Here is a 23486-nt window from a genome sequence, read left to right as displayed (position 1 = left end):
ATGAAATTTTCATCGCTATTTTTTATATTATATCTAGAAAGGATAATTATCCTCTACGTTTACGTTTAGATTCGAAACTACCAGAGTATTCTTGTGCTACACGGAAACCAATCCAGTTTGTTGCTTGTGCTTGGTGTAAGTAACGCCTTTGTCCAGCGTCAATCCAATAAATAGGATCTTTCCAAGACCCACCTTTTACAACGCGAGTTTCATCAGAAATATCAGAAGTACGTTTTTGCGTATCTTTTTCTAAAATAACACGACCTTTTTCGTCAACTCTAAATTTACGTTGAGGTGCATTATACATATCTTCTGTTGCACCGTCTGCAGATTTTCCTTCTTCAACTCTTGGATTAAGAGAAGAATTTGGATCTCCGTCACGGTAATTTGTTAAATCGTACTCAACTTCTTTTTTGTATGCTCCAGGTAAACCTTTGTATACTAAACGACCGTTGTCTAATGTATCATATTCAACATTTGTTTCGTCAAATTTCTCGAAACCACCTTGTCCGTTGTCAATATTCTTTTTGAAAACATTACCACGATAGTAGTTGAAGTCGTTTGCTTCTTCATCAATAATAGGACGATAAACATCAGAAACCCATTCAGCAACGTTACCTAACATACCGTATAAACCGAAATCGTTAGATGGATATTTTCTTACATCACTTGTGATTGCAGAACCATCATTTCCAAATCCACCAATACCAGAGTAATCTCCACGACCTTGTTTAAAGTTATCTAAATATTGACCTCTTTGAGCTCCTTTTACAGTTCTTAAGTTGTTTTGTGCAACTTCTTTTCCTTTGTATTCGTTGTACTCACGATTTCCAGGTAAAGCTAAAGCCGCATATTCCCATTCTGCTTCTGTTGGTAAACGGAAAGGTTGAACTTCTAAAGATCCAGTAGCACGATTAGCTTTTAAGATACGTTGATTTTGAGATTTGATTTGATTCGCTCTCATAATCTTAGTAGAATCTATTGCTTCGTTTACATTCGTATCTCCTAATTTATATTGCTCTGCACTAAACGTTTTACTACCATAATTATATTCTTCGTTAGAATAATAATCTTTAGATAGAATTCCTTTAGCCATTAATGCTTTTTCGTTTGCACGGTCTGTTAACCAATCAGTGTAATTAACTGCTTGTAACCAAGAAATACCAACTACTGGATAGTAGCTAAATTCTGGAGAAAACAAATAATTTTCTGTCGAAAAATCATCACGAGACAATTGATTATTGAAAACCGTTTCGTCTGGTAAAGCTCCATTATAGATATCTTTGTATTGCGTATCTTCTGGAGGAAATACAACTTTTAGCCAAGTTAAATATTCCTTATATTCATAGTTTGTTACCTCAGTTTCTCCGATAAAAAAAGATTTTACTTGCATACGAACAGGAGAGTTATTCCAGTCATGTAACACATCATCTTTAGTTATACCCATGGTAAATGAACCACCTTCGATAAAAACCATACCAGGCCATGCCTTGATATTTTCTTTCTTTTTACCTGAAAAAAACCAACCTTTACTGTCGTTTGGTTTCCAACCTGTACGGCTTGTGAAATTTTTTGTTCCACCTCCTTTTTTCTTACCTGAACTGCTTGCGCAACCCATGAATACGCTCATAGTAACGGCTGCAAGAGCAAGAGAAAAAATACGTCCTTTATTCATTTTCATAGAATATTTCTGGTTTTCAAATATTAAATTTAATGCAAATAAAAGCATTTGACATTAATCTTACAACGAAAAAATGCTTTATTTCTTATCTGTAACGCAAGAAACTTTTTTTTATTTTACAATTGAAAATATATTTGTCAAAATAGCGTTTAATTGACATGAAGAAATATTTTATTTTAGCCGCAGCTTTATTTCAATTTCCTCATTTATTTAGTCAAACTTACAAAATAAATTGGGAGAATAATCAAACAATTTCTTTAACGAATGGTACAACTGTTAATGTTCCGTACTTTTCGAATAAAGAAAATTATTCGATTGGAAGTTATTTTCTTCCAGAGTTTATTGTAGAGTTAAGTTCTTCTAATCGAGAGGCTGAAGTTACAAATGTGCAGTATCGCGAGATTGGAAATGAATTGGGCGATTTAGATACTTCTTCTATAAAAGAGCAAATTAGCTACACATATTATTCTATTATAGATAAAAAAGGACAACAAAAATTGGTTGTTAAAGTTTCTCCATTTGTTAAACAAAACAATAAAATTTTGAAGGTTGAATCTTTTTCAATTGTTCAAAAATCGAATACACTAAAGAAAAGTTCTCGAAAATTAATCGATAATTCGACAAAAAGTGTATTAGAAAAAGGAGAATGGTTTAAAATAAAGGTATCAAAAGGAGGTGTTTTTAAATTAGATAGAAACTTTTTTACGAAAAATGGTATTCCAACAAATCTTGATCCACGTAAATTAAAAGTATACGGAAACGGAGAAGGTCGTTTGATGGAAAATACAACCAATGATAGAGTAGGTGCATTAAGTGAAATTCCAATAAAATTTGTTGGTTCCGAAGATGGTAGATTTGATAATAGCGATTATGTTATTTTTTATGCAAAAGGTCCACATCAATGGTATAGAGATGAGTCTACAACAGCAAATGATATAAAATTACGTTATAATCTTTACGATGACTATGCTTATTATTTTATTTCTTATGAAGGTGAAAATGGAAAACGAGTAGGAGATTCTTCAATTTCGGGAAGTGCTGTAAAAACATATTCTCAATTTGATAATTTACAGTTTCACGAAAAAGATTCGATTAATCTAAATGGATTAGGACAAATTTGGGTTGGTGAAAATTTAGCCGTAAATGGAGGTTTCAAGAAAACATTTAAAGCTAATTCTATTGTAAATGGAGGTGAGGCTTTTCTGAGATATTCATTGGTTGGTAAAAATGCGAATAGTAATGGTTTTACGATTGGTATTAATGGACAAAGTTTTACTGGAGTTTTGGGTGATTCTGCGTTTACTAGAGTCCAGAAAGATATACCAATTTCACTTACTTCGAATACAATAGATATTTCTGTAACATCTAATGGAGCAAATCCGTCAGGATTAGGATTTTTAGATTATTTACAACTTCGTTTTAAAGATAATTTAGTTTATAATAACGAACAGTTTACATTTCGTTTTTTAGAAACTGCTGCAAATAGTGGAGTTAATGCTTTTACACTTCAAAATTCGTCTAATGTAAATGTCTGGAATGTTGCTGATATTCATCAAATATCAAACATAAAACCAGAAGGAACAGGATATAAATATCAAACAATTTTACCAAATGAGTTTATTGCATTTAAAGATGAAAATGCTTTTACAACAATAGATTATGTTGGACGAGTTCCGAATCAAAATATACGCTCATTAAGTAATCTCAAATATGTTATTGTTACGCATCCAAAATTTATAGAAGAAGCGAACCATTTGGCTCAATTCAGAAAAACACATGATAATATAGAAGTTGCTGTTGTAACGACAGATCAGGTTTATAATGATTTTTCATCTGGATCTCAAGATCCGATTGCAATTCGAGATTTTTTTAAATTTCTAAAAGATAATAATAACCTAGATTTAGAATATGGAGTATTATTTGGTGCGACAACTTATGATCCAAAAAATAGAGTAAAAGAATTTACAACTTATCTTCCAACTTTTACGGATGAACCTTCTCTTAATATTGATGGTGCAATTGCAACAGATGATTATTTTGCGATGTTGTCTGATGATGTAAAAATGTTATCAAACAATGTAGATGGAATTTATGCTTATGATGCGAATTGGTTTGATATTGCTGTAGGCCGTATTTCTGCAGCAAATACATTAGAAGCTAAAGTTTTAGTAGATAAAATAATTTCATATTATGATAAGGTTCAAGGAAAAGGGATGTCTTATGGAGATTGGCGTACGAAAGTAACATTTGTTAGTGGTAGTGATGTTCCGATTAATACAGTTGATAATCCTGATTTTGATAAAAAAATAAGTAAAGAATTTGATAAAGAAGAAAATTTACTTTATACTGTTAATAAGATTTATACTTCAGCTCATCAATCCGAAGGTACATCTGCAGGTCTTCGTTACCCAACTGTTAATCAGGGAATTTTAAATTCAATAGAGTTAGGTTCTAACTTTGTAATGTATTATGGTCATGGAGGACCTCGTAGTTGGTCACAAGAGCGTATATTAACAGCTGAAGAATTAACAGGTTTATCTAATTTTAATGCAGCTTATTCTCGTTTACCAATTGTATGTACTGTTACGTGTGATTTTACAGTATGGGATTTACCACAATACAATTCTGCAGGAGAGGCTATGCTAAAAAATTTTAATGGAGGTGCATTAGCAATGATTACAACGAATCGTCCTATAGACTCAGGTTATGGAAAGTCAATGAATGGATATTTAATACAAGAATTTTTTAGAAAAGATGTATTAGAAAATCAATCAATAGGACATGCTCTAAATAATGTTAAAGTGAATTTCCCTTCAAATGATAGTGATAATAAAAAAGTTAGTATTCTTGGAGATCCAATGTTAGGGGTTCATCGTCCCAAACAAAAAATTATTATTACAAGTATTAATAATAAAAAAGATGTAGATATATTAAACGGAGGAATAATGCAAGCTTTAGATTTTGTAACAATTAAAGGTAATATTAATCAGTTAAATTCTTCTACTATTGACGCTAACTTTAATGGTAAAATCTCAATAAGCCTATTTGATAAAAAACAGACGAATAAATACTTAGAAAGATGGACTGATACTTTCGAGACGGAAAATAAAACAATATATAAAGGAACTGGAAAAGTAGAAAATGGTGAGTTTACTATTCAATTTTATGTGCCAAAAGATATAAATTATGAAGCTGGCGATCGTAAAATAAAATTTTATGCATGGGACGAAAAAGATGGAAAAGATGCTTCTGCATTAGAACCAGTTTCTATGGAAGGAATTAATGAAGAAGGTTTAAATGACGATGAACGCCCACAAGGTAAATTATACATGAACAATTTACATTTTGCAGATGGTGGAATTACAGATCGTTCACCGTATTTGGTAGGTTGTTTGACAGATAATACAGGAATTAACGCAACAGGATCTAGTATTGGTCACGACATCGTAGCAACAATAGATGGTAAAGTGCAAGATGCTTATGTGTTGAATGAGTATTATGACGGTGGCGATGCCAATCCATGTGTCAACAAAAATTTCGAAGATTATCAAAAAGGTCAAGTCATGTATCAATTAAAAAATCTTGAACTTGGTCAACATACCGTAAATCTTAAATTTTGGGACATCAACAATAATTCCAATACAACAACGTTAGACTTTGTAGTAATGGAAAACGGAACGGGACAATTACACATCGATAAGTTGTTAAATTGGCCTAATCCATTTACAAAAAATACCTATTTCCATTTCGAACATAACTGTGATTCTGAGTTAGATGTAATGGTACAGATTTTTACAATTTCGGGTAAATTAGTAAAAACTGTACGCAAAACAGTTTCTGCAGAACCTTTCCGAGAAGGTTATCGTACCGGAAAATATGCGATAGAATGGGATGGTTTGGACGATTTTGGTGATAAAATAGGAAAAGGAGTCTATATTTACAAAGTTAATGTAAAAGGTGTGGACGAATCTGTTTGTAAAGGTTCTGCTGCAGCTGTAGAAAAACTTGTAATTTTAAAATAATAATAAATTTATATAATCAATAATAAACGAATGAAAAAAATTACCGCAAGCTTATTGATTTTAGCATCGGCTTTTTCGTATGCACAATATAGTACACAGGCAGAAGCAGAAAGTGCTTTGAAAGATGAATTAAAACTTCCAAATCCAATTTTGACTGGAGCTCCATTCTTAAGAATTTCTCCAGACGCACGCGCAGGAGGTTTAGGAGATCAAGGTGTTGCGACATCTGCTGATAATTATTCTCAATTCTGGAATGCTGCAAAATATTCATTTGCACAAGATTATTCGGGAGTAGCCTTTTCGTATACACCCTATATGACTTCGTTAACAAGCGATGTTTTCTTATTAAATGCAACGTATTACACATTTTTAGGACAAGATGAGCGTAGTACATTAGGTGCGAGTATCTACTATTTTAATATGGGAGAAATCGAACTAAATAGTCTTGGTGTAAACAATGAAATTGTATCTAATGGAATGGCAAAACCAAACGAATTCTCTATTGACTTATCGTATGGTTTACGCTTAACAGATAATTACTCGATGGCTGTAACAGGACGTTTTATTCGTTCAGATTTATTCAACGGAATTAGTGATGGTACAGTACAAGCTGCTAACACATTTGCTGTAGATTTAGCTGGTTATTACCAATCTGAAACAATGGATACCAATAACTTCGAAGGAAAATTACGTGGAGGTTTCCAAATTTCTAACATTGGTCCAAAATTAGACTATTCAAATTCAGAAGATAATGCATCATACTTACCAACAACATTACGTTTGGGAGTTGGTTATGATTTCAAGTTTGATGATTACAATAAAGTAGGAATTACAACAGAATTTTCTAAATTATTAGTGCCTACACCAGACGTTAGAGTAGAGGAAAAAGAAGACGGAACATATGAAGTTGTAAGAGATATTCCTAATAAAGGAGTTATGGAGAGTATGTTTGGTTCTTTTGGTGATGCACCAGGAGGAGGAAGCGAAGAGTTAAAAGAAATTGCGTACTCTATTGGTGCGGAATATTCTTATAACGATGCATTATTTGTACGTGCAGGTTATTTCCACGAAAGCCCAATGAAAGGAGATCGTCAACATCTTACATTAGGTTTGGGACTTAAATACAATGCTTTTGCATTTAACGCATCATACTTAATTCCAATGTCAGACACAAACAATGCATTAGAAAATACATTGCGTTTTGGTATTGCTTGGAATTTCGGTGGAGAAACACAAAATAATTACGATTATTAAAATATAGTTAAAAATTATCATAAAAAGAGGTTTGCCATTGGTTAACCTCTTTTTTTTATTAACTTATGTCAAGTTTTAAAACCAAACTTAAATTTAATTTTATAAAAAAATAAAATGTCAAACGTAGGATTAATATTAGAAGAAAAAGCAGCTGATATAGGCAATTTTTTAGTAGGTAGATTATTACCTTTTCGTCAAAAAAGACATGTCGGACCATTTGTATTTATCGATCACATGGGACCAACAAAATTGAAAGATTACGAAAACCTTGATGTTGGTCCTCATCCACACATCGGTTTATCAACGTTAACTTATTTGTTTGAGGGAGCTGTAATGCACCGCGATAGTTTGGGAACTAAACTAGAAATAAAACCTGGTGCAGTAAACTGGATGACAGCAGGAAAAGGTGTAGTACATTCCGAAAGAACACCAGATTATTTACGTGTTACAGAAAAAACAATGCATGGTTTGCAAATTTGGGTTGCTTTACCAAAAGAACTAGAAGATATAGAGCCAAGTTTTGTACATGTATCAGAAGATAAATTACCTACTTGGTCGGACGAAAATGCTCAATATAGATTAATTGCAGGTAAATTTAGAGAACATGAATCTGCTGTACCAGTATACTCTCCGCTATATCTTATTGAAATTAAAGCAGAAAATGATTTTAATCTTTCAATTGGTAAAGATTTATACGGAGAATCTGCATTATATGTATTAGAAGGAGAAATTGTAGACGGAGGAGAAACTTATGGAACGAAACAATTGTTAGTTGCAAAAGATGCAAAACTTTGTGAATTTGAAATGAAAGCTGGAACAACAGTTTATATTTTTGGAGGAGATGCATTACCAGAAGAACGTTTTATTTTCTGGAATTTTGTAAGTTCTTCTAGCGAAAAAATAGAAAAAGCAAAACAAGATTGGATTAATCACAAGTTTCCTAAGGTGCCAGAAGATGATGATTATGTTCCAATTCCACCAGCGCAAATTAATGCAAGACCTAGTGGAGGCGAAAAAAAGGATTAATAAATAAAATAAAAAATGAATACTATAAATGCAATATCCGTATCGACGGATAAGAATTATATTTCGAATATTGATGTAGGAAATCATCAATTTATTGTAGATGAGCCAGTAGATAAAGGAGGTTTAGACACAGCTCCAAAACCAAGTCAATTACTTGGTGCGTCACTTGCATCTTGTACGTCTATTACACTGCAAATGTATATGAATTTCAAGGAGTTTGATTATAAAAAAGTTGAGGTTGATGTGAATTTTGAAGTAACAACAACAGAACCAATCAAATTTCAACGTCATATAAAAATTGAAGGGAATTTCGAAGAAAAAATACAAACAAGATTATTAAAGGTAGCGAATTCATGTCCTATTCATAAAATCTTAGAACGTGGTCATGAAATTGAAACAACAATAGAATTTGTTGCTCCATAATAATATCCATAAAAAAGCCTCTAAATATTTTAGAGGCTTTTTTTGTGTTATTTAGAATATTTTTTATCCCAAAAATCTGCATTTTTAATTCCAATTTCAGATGGATTAAAATCAGGATTTTCAATTCCTTTTTCACGTTTTTGTTTGTAATCTTTCCAAACTTTCAGTCCTGTTTTACTCAATAATAAAATTGCAATAATATTTACCCAAGCCATTAGTCCAACACCTATATCACCAATTGCCCAAGCTGTTTCCGCTGTTTTTATTGTGCCGTAATAAGTTGCTAATAAAAAGCCAATACGCAATAACCAAACATATAATTTTTTGTTCCCATCTTTAAAAATGTACATAATATTTGTTTCAGCATAATAGTAATAAGCCATAATAGTAGTAAAAGCGAAAAAGAATAACGCAATTGCAACAAAACTATCTCCAAAAGCTGGAAAATGATTAGAAACGGCTGCTTGTGTAAAGCCTGTATAATCTGTTCCTGGTAAATTTTCTGTAATAAATTTATTTGCTTCTGTTGGATGATTTACATTGTATTTTCCTGTAAACAAAATCATAAAAGCAGTTGCCGTACACACAAATAAAGTATCAATATAAACAGAGAATGCTTGTACTAAACCTTGTTGTGCTGGATGCGAAACTTCTGCCGCTGCGGCTGCATGTGGAGCTGTTCCTTGACCTGCTTCGTTTGAGTAAATTCCACGTTTTATTCCCCACGCAATGGCAGAACCAAAAACTCCACTGTAAAGAGATTCTTGATTGAATGCTGAAGAAAATATTAATTTCAAAACAGATGGAATTTCGCTAAAATTCATACCAATAATTACTAAAGCCATAAGAATGTAAGCGCCTGCCATAAAAGGAACAATGAATTCTGATGCTTGTCCCAAACGTTTTACTCCTCCAAAAATAATTAAACCTAATAAAGAAATAATTGCGATTCCAACTAAATTAATTTCAAATCCAATAAAATTTAAACTCGGAATTTGAAAGGCATTATTCAAAGCAGAAGAAATACTGTTTGATTGTATTCCTGGTAACAATAATCCACAGCTAAGAATTGTAATTACAGCAAATAAAACGGCGTACCATTTTATACCTAACCCTTTTTCTATATAATATGAAGGTCCACCACGATATTCTCCATCAATTTCTTGTTTGTAAACTTGTCCTAGAGTAGATTCTATAAATGCAGAAGCACTTCCTAAGAATGCAATACACCACATCCAGAAAATTGCGCCAGGCCCGCCCATTGCAATAGCGGTAGCTACACCAACTATATTTCCTGTTCCGACACGACCAGAAATAGCCAAAGAAAAAGCTTGAAAAGGAGTTATTCCTTTGTCCGATTTTTCACCACTAAAAAGTAAGCGAACCATATCTTTGATATAAACGACTTGTAAAAATCCTGTTCGAATAGAAAAGTAAATACCTGTTATTGCGCAAAGTCCTATTAATGCATAAGACCAGACATAACCGTTGACGGCGTGAATAATTTCGTCCATGTGTAAAAAAGTGTTTTAGTGTTTAATTTGTGCTAAAATGCTAAAATATTTTTAATAAAGACGTATTAAAAATGAATCTTAAATAATAGAGTAGAGTATTTTCTTTATAGTGATGTTGTTACTATATTAATTTTATTATTTAAATGAATATGACTAACTAATTGATTTAAAATAAAAAAGACACTTCAATAGAAGTGTCTTTTTATGATGTTATCGTATTATTTTTAATTTCGCAAAATTTAATAATAATTTCTTTTCACCAGCATTATCAAAGTGAATTACAGCTTTCATATCACTTGGTTCGCCTTGTAAATCTTTTACAATTCCTCTACCAAATCGATCATGAACAACCACTTGACCAACTTCTAATCCTTGTGAATTTGCAAGATTATTTCCAGAACTTTTAGTCGTTGCAACAGGTTTGAAATTTGCTTTTGGCTGAGCTGGTTCAACTCTCGCTCTAGGATTTTGTCTAGGTACAGCTTTTTCTCGTTGTTGATATTGTTGTGGAGTAGGTTCATCTCCAAATAAATCTGCGGATAAACCACTATTATTAGACGCTCTTGCCGAAATATTTAGATTTTTCCAGTCTAAGAAATCGTCGTCAATTTCTTCTAAAAATCGAGAAGGTTCACAATCAATAATTTTTCCCCAACGAAAACGAGAAACAGAATACGTCATATAAGCTACTTTTTCTGCGCGCGTTAACGCTACATAAAACAAACGTCGTTCTTCTTCAAGTTCTGCACGCGTGTTTACACTCATCATAGACGGAAATAAATTTTCTTCTAAACCAGCTATAAATACAATAGGAAATTCAAGTCCTTTTGCTAAATGCACGGTCATCAAATTTACTTTGTTGTTATCATCATCTTCGTTATCGGCATCCGTTGCAAGTGCAATATTTTCTAAAAAACCACCAAGAGATGAATCTCCTTCGTCTAATTGTCTTTGTTCTTCAACATAACCTTGAATTGAGTTTAACAATTCTTGTACATTTTCTAATCGTGAAACTCCTTCTGGTGTAGAGTCTTCTTTTAATGCATTCAACAATTGCGTTGTTTTGGCCATTTCCATCGTAACTTCGTACACATCATGTGATTTTAACATGACTTGAAAACGTTTTATCATCAACACATAATCGTTCAGTTTATTGGCTGTACCTGCATTAATTCCGATATTTGGCGCATACATCGCAATGTTTTCTAACAAAGAAAACAAAGACATTTGATATTGATCTGCAGCGACTAATAATTTAGAAATTGTTGTTTGACCAATTCCTCTTGCCGGATAATTAATGGTACGCAACAAAGCTTCTTCATCATTTTGATTGATTAATAAACGCATATAACCAACCATATCTTTTATTTCTTTTCGCTGATAGAAAGATGTTCCACCAAAAACACGGTAACTAATACCTCTTTTGCGTAAAGCTTCTTCTAACGCACGAGATTGCGCATTTGTACGATATAGAATAGCGAAATCTTTTGGTTGTAGATGTTCATTTATCTGTCTTTCCCAAATCTGCGTTGCAATATATCTCGCTTCATCAGCATCAGAAAGACCACGGTAAATAGCTATTTTTTCACCTGTTTCATTAGATGTCCAAACATTTTTTTCAATCTGGTCTTGATTATGTTTAATGATTTGATTAGCAGCTTCAACAATCATTTGTGTCGAACGATAATTTTGCTCTAATGGATATAATTTTGCGTCAGGATAATCTGTTTTGAATGATAAAATATTACGAATATTTGCTCCACGAAACGCATAAATAGACTGCGCATCATCTCCAACAACACAAAGATTTTCGTAGCGAGAAGCCAAAGCTTTCACAATCAAATATTGTGAATGATTGGTATCTTGGTACTCATCTACCATGATGTATTTGAAACGTTCTTGATATTTAGCTAAAACTTCAGGAAAACGAGTCAAAATTTCGTTTGTACGCAATAACAAATCATCAAAATCCATTGCGCCAGATTTGAAACAACGGTCTACATAAGCTCTGTAAATATCGCCCATACGAGGTTTCATCGCTTCATTATCAGCTTCTATTAAAGCTTGATTATTATGGTAAGCACGAACTGTGATTAAATTATTTTTGTATTGAGAAATACGACCTAAGACTTGTTTGGCTTTGTAAATATCTTTATCCAGATTCATCTCGTTGATAATTTTCGTCATCACCGAAACAGCATCTTGTTGATCGTAAATTGTAAAATCTGATGGATAACCCAAAAGTGGAGCTTCTACACGCAAAATACGCGCAAAAACAGAGTGGAAGGTACCCATCCAAAGGGCTTTTGCATTAGAATCACCCACAACAGTACCAATACGCTCTTTCATTTCACGAGCCGCTTTGTTGGTAAATGTTAAAGACAATATATTGTAAGCATCTACACCTTTGTGTAGTAAATGTGCAATTCGATATGTTAAAACTCTCGTTTTTCCAGAACCCGCACCTGCAATCACCATAACTGGTCCTTCAGTAGCTTCTACAGCCAATCGCTGCGGTTCGTTCAGTTTTTCCAAATAATTTTCTTCCATCGTGTGCAAAGTTAAACTTTGTACGTAAAGGATAAAATATATTTACCTTAATTTTTTTGTTGTTGAATTATACTTTATTATAGAATTATGTTATCAGATAATAGAATTTTAGTAATATTTAGGAAAGATATCGTTGATTTGATAAATTATTAATCCTTATATTTACACAAATTTTTTATATGACAGAGGAATCAGTAAAATCAAGTAATTATGAGGTAGTAAAACAAGTGTTTACGAATTTCTTGGAAGATAAGGGACATCGTAAAACACCTGAGCGTTACGCTATTTTAGAGGAGATTTATTTTACAGATGATCATTTTGATATAGATATGTTGTATATCAAAATGAAAAACAAGAAATATCGCGTTAGCCGTGCTACTTTATATAATACAATTGAGTTGTTAATGGATGCTAAATTGGTACGTAAACATCAGTTTGGAGATCAACAAGCTCATTATGAAAAATCTTATTTTGATAAGAATCACGATCATATTATTTTATCTGATACAGGAGAAGTATTGGAATTTTGTGATCCTCGAATTCAAATAATTAAACAAACGATTGAAGAAGTTTTTGATATCAAAATTGATAATCACTCGTTGTATTTCTACGGAACAAAAAAAAACAAGTCATAATACAAGCTAACAATTGAAATGAAATTTAAAATTTCAATACTCTTAACTTGTCTTTTAACGATAAGTTTATTTGCACAACAGAAATCCGTAAAAGTAAAAGCTAAACTTCAGCACGCAGATTTAATAGAGCGTGATCCTAAGAAATATGAAGGAAATCAGTTTTTAACTGGAAACGTTGTTATCGAGTACAAAGGTGATTTGGTTTATGCGGATAGTGCTGTTTTATACCAAGATAAAAATTTGACTGTTGTATGGTCTAATGCTCGTTTGGTGAGTAAAGACAAAACAATAACAGCTGATAAAATGGAATATGATGGGAATACAACTATCGCAAAAGCGTTCAAAAATGTTGTATTAACAGATCCAGGTTCTCGTATTACAGCTGATTATATGGAATATAATAAAACAACTGAAATAGCGACAGGAATTGGAAAAGTTGAAGTTAAGACACCAACACAGCAAATTAGTTCAGAAAAAATAATTTATGAGCGTTTAACAGGAAATATTATTGTTAACGATACATATAAAACGATTGGATCTGATGGAACATTGGTCGAAGGACGAAATGTTGTGTACAATATCAAATCAAAATCTGCAAATTTTGGATCAGAGGTTTTCATTACGAATAAAGATTATACGATTTATTCTAGGAAAATGACAACGAATGATTTGACTGGAATTACAACTTTCCGAGATTATTCTAAAATAACACGTCGCAATGATCCTTCTCAATATATTATTACATCTGATGGTGATTTTAATAAAAAAACAGGAGAAGCTTGGTTAAGAAATAATTCGAAAGTATACTATCAAGATAAAACACTTACTGCTAAGAAATTATATTTTAATGATAAAACTGGTTTTGGAAAAGGAGAAGGTGATGTTTTTTTAGATGATCCAAAAGAAAAACGTTTTTTACGTGGAGATTATGGTGAAGCTTTTCGTTATTTAGACTCAGCTTATGTAACCAAAAATGCTTACGCAGTAAAGGCTTTTGATAAAGATTCTTTATATATAAGTGCGGATACTTTGTTGGCTGTAAAACGTCACGATGTAGATTCTACTTCGTTTATAAAAGCTTTTCATAAAGCACGTTTCTATAAATCGAATGCAAATGGAAAAGCAGATTCTTTGGTTTTTAATCAAACAAAAGGAATCATGCAATTTTACAAAGATCCAATACTTTGGTCAGGAGATAATCAAGTGACTGGAGATTATATGGAAGTATATACCAATATGAAAACCAATAAAATGGATTCATTAAAGGTGTTTAATAATGCTTTTGTAATTGCTAAAGTAGATTCTTTGATCGACAATGAATTTCATCAAATAAAAGGGAAATATTTAACAGTATTATTTCATGATGATAAAATTGATTTTGTAAATGTAGAAGAAAATGCTGTTGCACTAACTTATATGGACGATACAGATGCCAAAACGAAAAAGAAAGAACGTTATGGTGCTAATATTTCGTATTGTGGAATTATAGAAGTTGATGTTGTTGGTAAAGATGTAGAATTGGTTGCATGTCGCATAAAATCTGATGGAAAAATGTATCCTTTATCACAATTTCCAGATGAAATACGTTATTTACCCAATTTTAAGTGGAGAATTAGTGAACGATTAAACAAATGGAGAGATATTTTTGTCGAATCAAAATAATCTTTTTTGATTTTAATCGTTAACCATAAAAGCGACACATGAAAACAAACTACATATTTCTTGCAATTACCTTATTTTTTACAAGTTGTTATACGTATAAAGCTTTCGATCCAGAAGAATACGCTCTCGAATTAGCTAAAGAAACTACGACTAATCCTAATGAGAATAGGAGAGGTAAAGCAAATCAAATGGCAGAAGCGCGTAAACAAAGAACGCCAGCAAATCAAAATTCATTTAACAATACTAATGCATTAGTAGATGAAGAAGCGCTTGTGAAAGAAGCTTTGTTAAAAAAAGAACAAAATATAAATAAGGAAAAGCCTGTAATTGATCCATCAACAATCAAAATGACTGATATTATAAAAGAAAACAAATTTTATAAAGTTGATGTGCAGGGTAAACAATATACAATAGAAGCAAAGCAGTGGAAAGCTGACACGCTATATGCAGTTGTAAAAGGAAAAAAAGAAGAATTAAAATTTCATAAAAATGATATTTCTGATGTTCAAATCAGAAAATTTTCAAAAGGTAAATCAGATGCGCTTACAGTTGCAGCTTATGCATTAGGCGGCGTTGGTGTATTTTTATTATTAAAATAATAATGGGAACATTAAAAGAAGAATTTTTCACATATCAGGCGCAAACCACAAATTTTGCGTCTGGTTTTGAAGTTGATTATGCAAAGGGCTCTTATATCTACGGAAAGGATGGAAGAGCCTATCTTGATTTTGTAGCAGGCGTTTCTGTAAATACGTTAGGACACAGTCACCCACGCATTAATCAAGCAATTATAAATCAAGTAAACAAATATATGCATGTCGCTGTTTATGGTGAATATGCGCAAGAAAAACCAGTAGAATTGTGCAAACGTTTGGTCGATTTAACGCCAGAAGGTTTAGAACAAGTTTATTTGGTAAATTCTGGTACAGAAGCAGTAGAGGCTTCGTTGAAATTAGCAAAACGTTTTACGGGACGTCAGCAATTAATATCTTTCAGAAATGCATATCACGGTAATACACACGGTTCGTTGAGTGTTTCTGGTGATGAAAGAAAAAAGTCAGCTTTCCGACCATTGTTGCCAGAAGTTTATTTTATTGATTTTAATAACGAAGCTGATTTACAAAAAATTACAACAGAAACTGCTGGTGTTATTGTAGAAAGTATTCGTGGAGCTTCAGGTTTTCGTTTACCAGAAAATGATTTCTTTATCAAACTAAAAAATCGTTGTGAGGAAGTTGGCGCGTTGCTGATAATGGACGAAATACAGCCAGGTTTCGGGCGAACAGGAAAATTATTTGCTTTCGAACATTTTGGTATTGTACCAGATATTGTGGCAATGGGAAAAGGAATGGCTAGCGGTTTACCTGTTGGTGCATTTATGACGTCCAATAAAATTATGTCATCGCTAAAACAAAATCCACAATTGGGACATATTACAACTTTTGGTGGAAACCCAGTTATTGCAGCGGCTTCTTTAGAGTTATTGAATGTTATTGAGGATGAAAAATTGATGGAAGATATTGACCGTAAAGAGCAATTGTTTAGAGAAAATCTTCAACATCCAAAAATTAAAACAATACATGGAAAAGGTTTGATGCTTGCTCCAGAATTATCTTCACCAGAATATACAATAAAAGTACAAGCAGAATGTATGAATCGCGGTTTAATACTTTTCTTCTTGATGTATAGTATAGAGAATTTAAGAATTACACCTCCAATTAATATTTCTGATGAAGATATTATAAAAGGTTGTACAATCTTAAAATCTGTTTTAGATGATTTAAATTAAAACTTGAATTAAAATAATATAAACAAAAGACAATCTGTGATTTACTTATTGTCTTTTGTTGTTTTAAATTTATTTTTTTCTTCCGTAAATTAATAATCTTTTGAATGAATAAATTGCAGGAAATGGCTCAAAATAATTTTTGATTCGTCGTAGAAATTCCTTCACAAAAAGTTCTTGCTCATGTACCGTAAGCCTTTCCATGTAAGGAATTAGTGCTGATCCAGAAATAAAATTATACAATTCAGTTTCATTATTAGCATAAATTGGATACACACGCAAACTGATATTCAAATCTTTCAAACCTTCATCAAACATAATTTTTACATATTCATCAATGCTTAATAAAGGTGATTCTTGATGATAACCACTCAGAAAATCCGAATAAGGTTGTTCTTGTACAAGTTCACTTAAAATAATATTCAAAATATTTTCCTTTTGACAAGGCATTTGAATAGCAAATTGACCATTATCATTCAGTTTCGAAATTAATTTTGGAAACAATTCGACATGATTATCAGACCATTGTAAAGCTGCATTACTGAAAATTAAATCATATTTAGAATCAGAATCAGCAAATTCTTCAATCGTTGTTTGCTCAAAACGTAGATTTTCATGCTCTAAATCTTTCGATTTTTCTAACATTTCCGTTGACGAGTCAATTCCTAAAAAACTTGCTTGTTTAAATTTTTCTGATAAAATAGCAGTTTGCTCACCAGTACCACAACCAACATCTACACAATTATTTAAATTTTCATCAGAAATGAGGCTTATTAAATCATAAAATGGCTGATAACGAATACTTTTGAAGGTGTTATAGATTTCTGGATTCCAAGGCATAATGTAATTTTATATTAAATTTAATCAATTTCTTTTTGTGTTAAAGAATTTTTTGGATTATAAATGAATTAAAAATTAGATTATTTTTACACCTAACTAACCAACTCTGCTATGATTGAGAATTTACCTTTCTTTTTTACAATTATTGTTTTAATTGTATTATTAAATGTTTGGGCGAATAAATTAAAAATTGCTTATCCAATATTACTTGTAATTGCTGGTTTAGGAATTAGTTTTATTCCAGAATTACCTATGCTTCATATTGATCCTGATTTAATATTCTTTATTTTTTTACCTCCATTATTATTTGAAGCATCTTGGAATGTTTCTTTAAAAGAAATGAAAAAATGGTGGCGTATTATTGGAAGTTTTGCCTTTTTAGTTGTTCTTTTTACAGCTTTTCTAGTAGCAATAGTTTCAAATCATATTATTCCGGGATTTAGTATTGCATTAGGTTTTGTATTAGGAGGTATTGTTTCTCCTCCAGATGCAGTAAGTACTGGTGCAATTACAAAATTTGTGAAAATACCGAAATCTACTTCAGCAATATTAGAAGGTGAAAGTTTATTGAATGACGCTTCGTCATTAATTATTTTAAGATTTGCATTAGTTACTGTTGGTACTGGACAGTTTCTTTGGCAAGATGCTATTGTTGATTTTGTTTGGATGCTAATTGGCGGTGTAGGTATCGGCTTAATAATCGCTTGGATTTTTATGCAAGTACATAAAAGATTAACAACAGACGCGCCATCAGACATTATTTTAACCCTTATTGTTCCTTATATTATGTATTATATTGCAGAAGAAACACATTGTTCTGGTGTTTTGGCAGTTGTAAGTGGAGGATTGTTTATGGCATCAAATCAATTAAATTTTTTGAGCAGCAGTAGCCGACTAAAAGGGTTTAATTTTTGGGAAAGTTTTGTGTTTTTATTAAATGGTTTAGTATTCTTTATAATTGGTTTAGGATTACCCGAAATTGTAGCAGGAATAAAAAGTAACGGAATTCCGATAGAAACTGCTATTGCTTATGGTGTTATTGTTACAATTGTTTTGATAGTTGCTCGAATTATAAGCTCTTATGTAGCCATGTTTTCGACTATTGTATTTCGACCACATGTAGCCCGTAATATGAATTTTAATAGAAGAAGTCTTTTATCTCCTCTAGTATTAGGATGGACGGGGATGCGTGGAGTAGTTTCGCTGGCAGCGGCTTTATCTATTCCTTTACAGTTAAACGGAGCACCTTTTCCGTACCGAAACTTGATTCTATTTGTAACCTTTGTTGTCATACTTTTAACATTAGTCATTCAAGGTCTTACATTACCTTACATAATAAATAAGTATAAACCATTTTTGGGCTTAGAACAATTAGAAAAAGAAAAAGGAGATGCAGAGATGCATTTACAAATTAAAAAAGATCTAAAACAGCATGTTTATTTACATATTAAAGAAAAGTATGAAAGAGATTGGATTGGACATACTGGTATGGAGCGTGTTTTGAAACATTGGGAAGATCAAGTAAATTCACAAGATATTCGTTGGATTGATGATAATATAAAAATTGTTTTATTAGAAATGTTCGAAATTCAGCGTGATTATTTAAAGGAATTAAATAAAAATCCTGAAATTAATGAAGAATTAATTCGTCAACAAATTCATCAAATAGATCTAGAAGAAGAAAGAATTCGTTATGTGTAATTTTATTCTCGTTTAAGTTTCAATAAATATGTATTTTTAACAATCAATCTAATTCTAATTATTCGATGAAAATCAAAACGAAAAAGTTTCTAAAAAAAACATTTTATACTATTTTAATTTTAGCAATATCAAGTCTTTTATTTACAACTTTTGCTAATTATAAAATAGAAAAATCAACCGAAGAATTTGTTACAGATAAATTAGAAATTTTACCGAAAACAAAAGTTGCAGTTGTTTTGGGAACTGCGCCAAACTTGGTGGGCGGTTATCAAAATTATTATTTTACGTATCGTATAGAAGCTGCGACAAAATTGTATAAATCGGGAAAAGTAACGCATTTTATTTTGAGTGGAGATCATGGAAGAAAAAACTACAATGAACCAGAAGCAATGAAACAAGCCTTGATAAAAAATGGAATTCCAGCAAATGTGATTTATTTAGATCATGCAGGTTTCAGAACCTTAGATTCTATGATACGCGCGAAAGAAATTTTTGGTCAGAATGAATTTATTGTTGTTTCGCAAGAATTTCATAACGAGCGTGCAGTTTATATTGCTCGTCAAAACGGAATTAAAGCTTTTGGTTATAATGCCAAAGATGTCAATAAACATGCAGGATTGAAAACAAATATTCGCGAATATTTTGCTCGAACTAAAGTTTTTATTGATAGCTTTTTTAATGTTCAACCAAAATTTTTGGGAGAGAAAATTGAGATAATATGAAATCACTTTTATTCATCATAAATATATTTTTTAGTCCAATTATATTTGCTCAAGATTTGATTGATACTGATGGAGATGGAATTCCTGATGTTGAAGATCATTGTCCAACTGTAAAAGGTCCAAAAGAAAATAATGGATGTCAGTGGCAAGAAATGATTTGTTATTCGACTCCGACAATTTACTTTGATAAAGATAAAACTGAAATTAGTGAATCTGAATTAAAACAACTTGATAATTTTATTTCATCATTTTTAAATTCTTTAAAAGTAGAAGATATTGAGAAATTATCAATTATTAGTTATACAAATTTAGATTCAGATAAAAATAAGTTGAAAAGATTAGCAAAGAAAAGAGCTGAAAATGTCAAAAAATATATGATTAAAAATAATAAGATATTTAAGAATATTAGCATCGAATTAAAACTTGATTCAGATTTAAGATGGAAAGAATGCATTGATGAAGAATGTCCAGAATGGAAACTTAAAGAAGAAAATAGAATTTCATTTGGAATTAGAAAAGAGAAACCAAGTAATTGATGATTTCTCTTTTATTATGAATATTTTTTATTTTAAACGACTAAAATAAGCTCTTAGAATAGTATCGTTATCCGCATTTCGAGTATCTATTTCTAAAATCTTCGGACGATTACTTTCATTGTAAAAATCTTTGAAAGTTGTTTCTAAATCAGTTAAATTATTGACCGATTGATATTCAAAATCGTACATTTTTGCCAATAATTCTGCCGTATAATGATGTTTTGTAACAAAGAAATCTTCCACAACATCGCTTTCAGAAGGTCCAGGAATAAATTTAAAAATATTTCCTCCACCATTATTAATCAAAATAATTCTGAAATTATTCGGCATATTCACATTCCACAAAGCATTTGAATCATAGAAAAATGAAATATCTCCAGTAATCATCACCGTATTTTGCTCCGAAGCAATACAAGCACCGACAGCGGTAGAAGTAGAGCCGTCGATTCCACTGGTTCCGCGGTTACAAAAAACAGGATTAGAATTTTTGTGATCAAACAATAATCCGTAACGAATTACAGTCGAGTTTCCGTATTGAATTTGCCAATTTTCGGGATAATTTCGAATAATAGAATCAAACGCTTTCAAATCACAAAACGGAATCATATTGATGTAATTGTTGTGTTTAACGTTGTTCGCTTCACGAATTGTATTCCATGTTTCGTAATAATCAGATTCTTTTGGATTTACAAATGGTACAAATTGCTCTAAAAACAATTCAGGTTTTGTTTCAATTTTATCTGTCAAAGCCTGAAAAGTATCTGGTTGCCAATATTCGTCCAAATGCCAATGTTGTGTTGGTTTGTGGTCACGCAAGAATTTTTTTATCTTTTTCGAAACCACATTTTGTCCAATTGTCAATAAAATATCTGGTTTCAATGTTTCCAATTCTTCGTCAGAATACGGGAAAATAACTTGATCTATTTTATTGAAAAATCTTTTATCATTTATATTAGAAGTCACTTCATTCAGCACAACGACAGAATCATCTTGCGCCAATTGTTTCACAAATTTTCCAAATTCTGAATCAGGATGATGTAAACCAACCAAAATCATTTTACGTTCAGAAGCATTCCAACGTTTCATAAAATCAATCACATCAATTTCTGGATACTCTTTTGCCGGAATTGTTATTGTATCAATTTCTATTGCAGATTCGGTTACATATTCGTACAAAGGTTCAGAAAATGGCATATTAATATGGATTGGAGCAGATTTGTGCATACAATCTATTAACGCATATTTTGTTAACAACATATTTCGTGTCAAATCATCTGTTTCTTCACTCTCAGAAAGCTGAACATTATGAACAGAATGTTTCTCAAAAATATCTTTTTGACGAATAGTTTGTCCATCAAAATTATCTACCAAATGTTCTGGACGATCGGCAGAAAGCACAATTATAGGAACATTCTGAAAAAAAGCTTCTGTAATTGCGGGATAATAATTTGCAGTTGCCGAACCAGAAGTACAACATACTACAACAGGTTTCTGAATTTGTTGCGCCATACCCAAAGCCACAAAACCAGCCGAACGTTCGTCAATCACACTAAATGTTTTGAAACGTTTGTCGTTAGCAAATTGCATAGTCAAAGCGCCATTGCGAGAGCCTGGTGAAAGAATTATATGATCAATTCCGAAAGCTAAAAAAGTTTCGGCAATTAATTGAACATTTAATTTATTTGATATTTTTCTCAATTGGAAATTCTTAGATTAAAAAAGGTTTTGAATAGCAAATTTACTAAACAAAACCTTTATAAAAGTATGATATTTTATAGAATTAAGTGTGTAAACCTCCGTCAACACTTAAAACTTGTCCTGTTACATAACTTGATAAATCCGAAGCTAAGAATAAACATGCATTTGCAACGTCTTCTGGCTGTCCACCACGTTTCAATGGAATTCCATTACGCCATTCTTCAACCACTTTTTGGTCTAAAACTTCTGTCATTTCAGTTTCGATAAATCCTGGTGCAATTGCATTACAACGGATGTTACGAGAACCTAATTCTAAAGCTACAGATTTTGAGAAACCAATTAATCCTGCTTTTGATGCAGCATAATTTGCTTGTCCAGCATTTCCTTTAATTCCTACAATAGAAGACATGTTAACGATAGAGCCAGAGCGTTGTTTCATCATAGGTTTGATGACAGCTTTAGTTAAATTGAAAGCAGAATTTAAGTTTGTTTGAATTACATTTTCGAAATCTTCTGCAGACATTCTCATTAATAAGTTGTCTTTTGTGATTCCTGCATTATTAATTACAATATCAATTTGACCAAATTCAGCCAAAACATCTTCAACTAATTTTTGAGCAGCTTCATAATTAGAAGCATCAGATTGATATCCTTTTATTTTTCCGAATTGTCCCAATTCTTCTTCCAAAGCGTTTGCTTTTTCTACAGAAGAAGCATAAGTAAAGGCAACGTTAGCGCCATTTTTTACAAAAACTTCAGCAATACTTTTTCCAATACCACGTGTTGCACCAGTTACGATTGCTGTTTTACCTTGCAATAAATTCATGTTTATAGCTATTTATTAAAGCTCAAAAATACAATTTTTATTGAGAGTTAAAAATGTTAAAATTCATTTGAATGATAAATCTTAACAATTTGTGGTATTATAGTTGAAAATGTGATTATCTACAAACAATAAAAAAATATTAAACATGAAGAATTTATTAAAATTATTAGCCGTTACGGTTTTTGCATTATTTGTATTTACAGGATGTAACAATGATGATGATCCTGCTAACAATGATTTTTTTGCAGGAACATATAAAGGAAGCATAAGTTATAGAGAAGGAACAAATAATATATCTTCTAATAGTGGAAGTGTATTTGTAACAAAAATTGCTAGCGGAACGAAGTATAATTTTGCTTTTTCGGATAAAATTCCTGATTTGAATGGAGTAGAGTTTGAGAAAAAAGGAGATAATACTTTAGTAAATATCGGATCTAATGAATCTTCTATTATAACAATAGATAGTAATAAACTTACAATTATTTATACAAAAGATGGTAAAACTTGGACAGCTAATGCAACAAGATAATAACTAATAGAAATAATAGAAAGACGCTTTATGCGTCTTTTTTTGTGCAATAAAATGAGTTAGTTCTTGTTATCTTATAAA

At 31.6% G+C, this 23486-nt stretch carries 18 protein-coding genes; 12 read left to right on the top strand and 6 right to left on the bottom strand.

All coding sequences use genetic code 11. The features are described from left to right. Window positions 1–46: 46 nt before the first annotated feature. Entirely contained in the window at window positions 47–1681 is a 1635-nt protein-coding gene (gldJ, locus tag RSC72_RS10560) for a gliding motility lipoprotein GldJ (protein WP_442878297.1), read from the bottom strand. A 158-nt stretch (window positions 1682–1839) separates the two neighbouring features. Here gldJ and porU point away from each other — a divergent pair, with 158 nt between their 5' ends. From porU to RSC72_RS10540, 4 genes are all read left to right on the top strand, one after another. After that, on the top strand, window positions 1840–5703 hold the full coding sequence (gene porU / locus RSC72_RS10555; RefSeq protein ID WP_332565966.1) for a type IX secretion system sortase PorU: 3864 nt from the start codon (window positions 1840–1842) through the stop codon (window positions 5701–5703). Between the two features lie 30 nt (window positions 5704–5733). Continuing rightward, entirely contained in the window at window positions 5734–6957 is a 1224-nt protein-coding gene (gene porV / locus RSC72_RS10550; RefSeq protein WP_332546949.1) for a type IX secretion system outer membrane channel protein PorV, read from the top strand. A gap of 114 nt (window positions 6958–7071) precedes the next feature. Continuing rightward, entirely contained in the window at window positions 7072–7983 is a 912-nt protein-coding gene (locus RSC72_RS10545) for a pirin family protein (RefSeq protein ID WP_332546951.1), read from the top strand. A 15-nt stretch (window positions 7984–7998) separates the two neighbouring features. Then, the gene (locus tag RSC72_RS10540) at window positions 7999–8406 is read left to right on the top strand and encodes an OsmC family protein (RefSeq protein ID WP_332546953.1); all 408 of its coding nucleotides are present in this window, start codon (window positions 7999–8001) and stop codon (window positions 8404–8406) included. Window positions 8407–8453: 47 nt separating this feature from the next. Here RSC72_RS10540 and RSC72_RS10535 read toward each other — a convergent pair whose 3' ends face one another. After that, complete coding sequence (locus tag RSC72_RS10535; RefSeq protein WP_332546954.1) at window positions 8454–9920, bottom strand: alanine/glycine:cation symporter family protein; 1467 nt, start codon at window positions 9918–9920, stop codon at window positions 8454–8456. 210 nt (window positions 9921–10130) lie between these two features. Then, window positions 10131–12470, bottom strand: a complete 2340-nt coding sequence (locus tag RSC72_RS10530; protein ID WP_332565967.1) for an ATP-dependent helicase — start codon at window positions 12468–12470, stop codon at window positions 10131–10133. Window positions 12471–12649: 179 nt separating this feature from the next. Here RSC72_RS10530 and RSC72_RS10525 point away from each other — a divergent pair, with 179 nt between their 5' ends. The 4 genes from RSC72_RS10525 to RSC72_RS10510 are packed head-to-tail and all read left to right on the top strand — an operon-like array spanning window position 12650 to window position 16556. After that, on the top strand, window positions 12650–13105 hold the full coding sequence (locus RSC72_RS10525; protein WP_332547007.1) for a Fur family transcriptional regulator: 456 nt from the start codon (window positions 12650–12652) through the stop codon (window positions 13103–13105). An 18-nt stretch (window positions 13106–13123) separates the two neighbouring features. Then, a complete protein-coding gene (locus RSC72_RS10520; protein ID WP_332565968.1) occupies window positions 13124–14767 on the top strand; it encodes an OstA-like protein in 1644 nt (547 codons plus the stop codon). A gap of 38 nt (window positions 14768–14805) precedes the next feature. Further along, window positions 14806–15366 carry a hypothetical protein gene (locus tag RSC72_RS10515; protein ID WP_332546812.1) on the top strand — a complete coding sequence of 187 codons (561 nt, stop codon included), beginning with the start codon at window positions 14806–14808 and terminating at the stop codon, window positions 15364–15366. Window positions 15367–15368: 2 nt separating this feature from the next. Next, the gene (locus RSC72_RS10510) at window positions 15369–16556 is read left to right on the top strand and encodes an aspartate aminotransferase family protein (protein WP_332546814.1); all 1188 of its coding nucleotides are present in this window, start codon (window positions 15369–15371) and stop codon (window positions 16554–16556) included. Window positions 16557–16625: 69 nt separating this feature from the next. On the opposite strand, the gene RSC72_RS10505 is transcribed toward RSC72_RS10510, so the two are convergent. Further along, window positions 16626–17393 (bottom strand): methyltransferase domain-containing protein, encoded by a 768-nt coding sequence (locus tag RSC72_RS10505; RefSeq protein WP_332546816.1) that lies wholly within the window; start codon window positions 17391–17393, stop codon window positions 16626–16628. Between the two features lie 111 nt (window positions 17394–17504). Between RSC72_RS10505 and RSC72_RS10500 the strand changes: the two genes are divergently transcribed. The 3 genes from RSC72_RS10500 to RSC72_RS10490 all read left to right on the top strand — a co-directional run bounded on the left by RSC72_RS10500 (window position 17505) and on the right by RSC72_RS10490 (window position 20352). After that, on the top strand, window positions 17505–19094 hold the full coding sequence (locus RSC72_RS10500; protein WP_332546818.1) for a Na+/H+ antiporter: 1590 nt from the start codon (window positions 17505–17507) through the stop codon (window positions 19092–19094). 65 nt (window positions 19095–19159) lie between these two features. Beyond that, window positions 19160–19816, top strand: coding sequence for a SanA/YdcF family protein (locus tag RSC72_RS10495; protein WP_332546820.1), 657 nt, complete (start codon window positions 19160–19162; stop codon window positions 19814–19816). Then, entirely contained in the window at window positions 19813–20352 is a 540-nt protein-coding gene (locus RSC72_RS10490) for an OmpA family protein (RefSeq protein ID WP_332565969.1), read from the top strand. The genes RSC72_RS10495 and RSC72_RS10490 overlap by 4 nt, the downstream gene beginning before the upstream one ends. A 27-nt stretch (window positions 20353–20379) precedes the next feature. Here the strand turns inward: RSC72_RS10490 and menD are convergent, their stop codons facing one another. Continuing rightward, window positions 20380–22050, bottom strand: coding sequence for a 2-succinyl-5-enolpyruvyl-6-hydroxy-3-cyclohexene-1-carboxylic-acid synthase (gene menD, locus RSC72_RS10485; RefSeq protein ID WP_332547066.1), 1671 nt, complete (start codon window positions 22048–22050; stop codon window positions 20380–20382). Between the two features lie 82 nt (window positions 22051–22132). Next, window positions 22133–22876 carry a 3-oxoacyl-[acyl-carrier-protein] reductase gene (fabG, locus tag RSC72_RS10480; protein ID WP_332547068.1) on the bottom strand — a complete coding sequence of 248 codons (744 nt, stop codon included), beginning with the start codon at window positions 22874–22876 and terminating at the stop codon, window positions 22133–22135. Between the two features lie 145 nt (window positions 22877–23021). Between fabG and RSC72_RS10475 the strand changes: the two genes are divergently transcribed. Continuing rightward, window positions 23022–23405, top strand: coding sequence for a hypothetical protein (locus tag RSC72_RS10475; protein ID WP_332547032.1), 384 nt, complete (start codon window positions 23022–23024; stop codon window positions 23403–23405). Window positions 23406–23486 lie beyond the last annotated feature (81 nt).

This window comes from Algoriella sp. (assembly GCF_036647415.1).
In the GTDB taxonomy this organism is placed as follows: Bacteria; Bacteroidota; Bacteroidia; order Flavobacteriales; family Weeksellaceae; genus Empedobacter.
This window is presented reverse-complemented; position numbering and strand designations above follow the sequence as displayed.

Excerpts from the sequence above, each read along its gene's own strand:
- gldJ (WP_442878297.1), bottom strand. The coding sequence starts at position 1,681 with ATGAAAATGAATAAAGGACGTATTTTTTCTCTTGCTCTTGCAGCCGTT.
- porU (WP_332565966.1), top strand. The coding sequence starts at position 1,840 with ATGAAGAAATATTTTATTTTAGCCGCAGCTTTATTTCAATTTCCTCAT.
- porV (WP_332546949.1), top strand. The coding sequence starts at position 5,734 with ATGAAAAAAATTACCGCAAGCTTATTGATTTTAGCATCGGCTTTTTCG.
- RSC72_RS10545 (WP_332546951.1), top strand. The coding sequence starts at position 7,072 with ATGTCAAACGTAGGATTAATATTAGAAGAAAAAGCAGCTGATATAGGC.
- RSC72_RS10540 (WP_332546953.1), top strand. The coding sequence starts at position 7,999 with ATGAATACTATAAATGCAATATCCGTATCGACGGATAAGAATTATATT.
- RSC72_RS10535 (WP_332546954.1), bottom strand. The coding sequence starts at position 9,920 with ATGGACGAAATTATTCACGCCGTCAACGGTTATGTCTGGTCTTATGCA.
- RSC72_RS10530 (WP_332565967.1), bottom strand. The coding sequence starts at position 12,470 with ATGGAAGAAAATTATTTGGAAAAACTGAACGAACCGCAGCGATTGGCT.
- RSC72_RS10525 (WP_332547007.1), top strand. The coding sequence starts at position 12,650 with ATGACAGAGGAATCAGTAAAATCAAGTAATTATGAGGTAGTAAAACAA.
- RSC72_RS10520 (WP_332565968.1), top strand. The coding sequence starts at position 13,124 with ATGAAATTTAAAATTTCAATACTCTTAACTTGTCTTTTAACGATAAGT.
- RSC72_RS10515 (WP_332546812.1), top strand. The coding sequence starts at position 14,806 with ATGAAAACAAACTACATATTTCTTGCAATTACCTTATTTTTTACAAGT.
- RSC72_RS10510 (WP_332546814.1), top strand. The coding sequence starts at position 15,369 with ATGGGAACATTAAAAGAAGAATTTTTCACATATCAGGCGCAAACCACA.
- RSC72_RS10505 (WP_332546816.1), bottom strand. The coding sequence starts at position 17,393 with ATGCCTTGGAATCCAGAAATCTATAACACCTTCAAAAGTATTCGTTAT.
- RSC72_RS10500 (WP_332546818.1), top strand. The coding sequence starts at position 17,505 with ATGATTGAGAATTTACCTTTCTTTTTTACAATTATTGTTTTAATTGTA.
- RSC72_RS10495 (WP_332546820.1), top strand. The coding sequence starts at position 19,160 with ATGAAAATCAAAACGAAAAAGTTTCTAAAAAAAACATTTTATACTATT.
- RSC72_RS10490 (WP_332565969.1), top strand. The coding sequence starts at position 19,813 with ATGAAATCACTTTTATTCATCATAAATATATTTTTTAGTCCAATTATA.
- fabG (WP_332547068.1), bottom strand. The coding sequence starts at position 22,876 with ATGAATTTATTGCAAGGTAAAACAGCAATCGTAACTGGTGCAACACGT.
- RSC72_RS10475 (WP_332547032.1), top strand. The coding sequence starts at position 23,022 with ATGAAGAATTTATTAAAATTATTAGCCGTTACGGTTTTTGCATTATTT.